The sequence below is a fragment of the Bacillus sp. AF23 genome (assembly GCF_020861455.1).
Classification (GTDB): Bacteria; Bacillota; Bacilli; order Bacillales; family Bacillaceae; genus Bacillus; species Bacillus halotolerans.
The window spans coordinates 1-393 of record NZ_JAJHVY010000054.1; the positions used below are offsets into that span (position 1 = coordinate 1).

Annotated in this window: 1 rRNA gene; it reads right to left on the bottom strand. The window is 47.3% G+C overall.

Annotated elements, in window-relative coordinates:
- Positions 1-311 (bottom strand): 23S ribosomal RNA (locus LNN34_RS21815); the annotation flags it as partial.
- Between the last annotated feature and the right edge of the window lie 82 nt (positions 312-393).

The following is a 393-nucleotide window of genomic DNA, read 5'->3' on the forward strand; positions in this document are numbered from 1 at the left end:
AGAGTGTCCTACAACCCCAAGAGGCAAGCCTCTTGGTTTGGGCTAATCCCGTTTCGCTCGCCGCTACTCAGGGAATCGCATTTGCTTTCTCTTCCTCCGGGTACTTAGATGTTTCAGTTCCCCGGGTCTGCCTTCTCATATCCTATGAATTCAGATATGGATACCACTCCATTACGAGTGGTGGGTTTCCCCATTCGGAAATCTCCGGATCAAAGCTTGCTTACAGCTCCCCGAAGCATATCGGTGTTCGTCCCGTCCTTCATCGGCTCCTAGTGCCAAGGCATCCACCGTGCGCCCTTTCTAACTTAACCGTTAAAAAGAATCACTATGTGATATCTTGTGTTACTAATTGAATGTGATGTCTACTGTTATCTAGTTTTCAAAGAACACGTT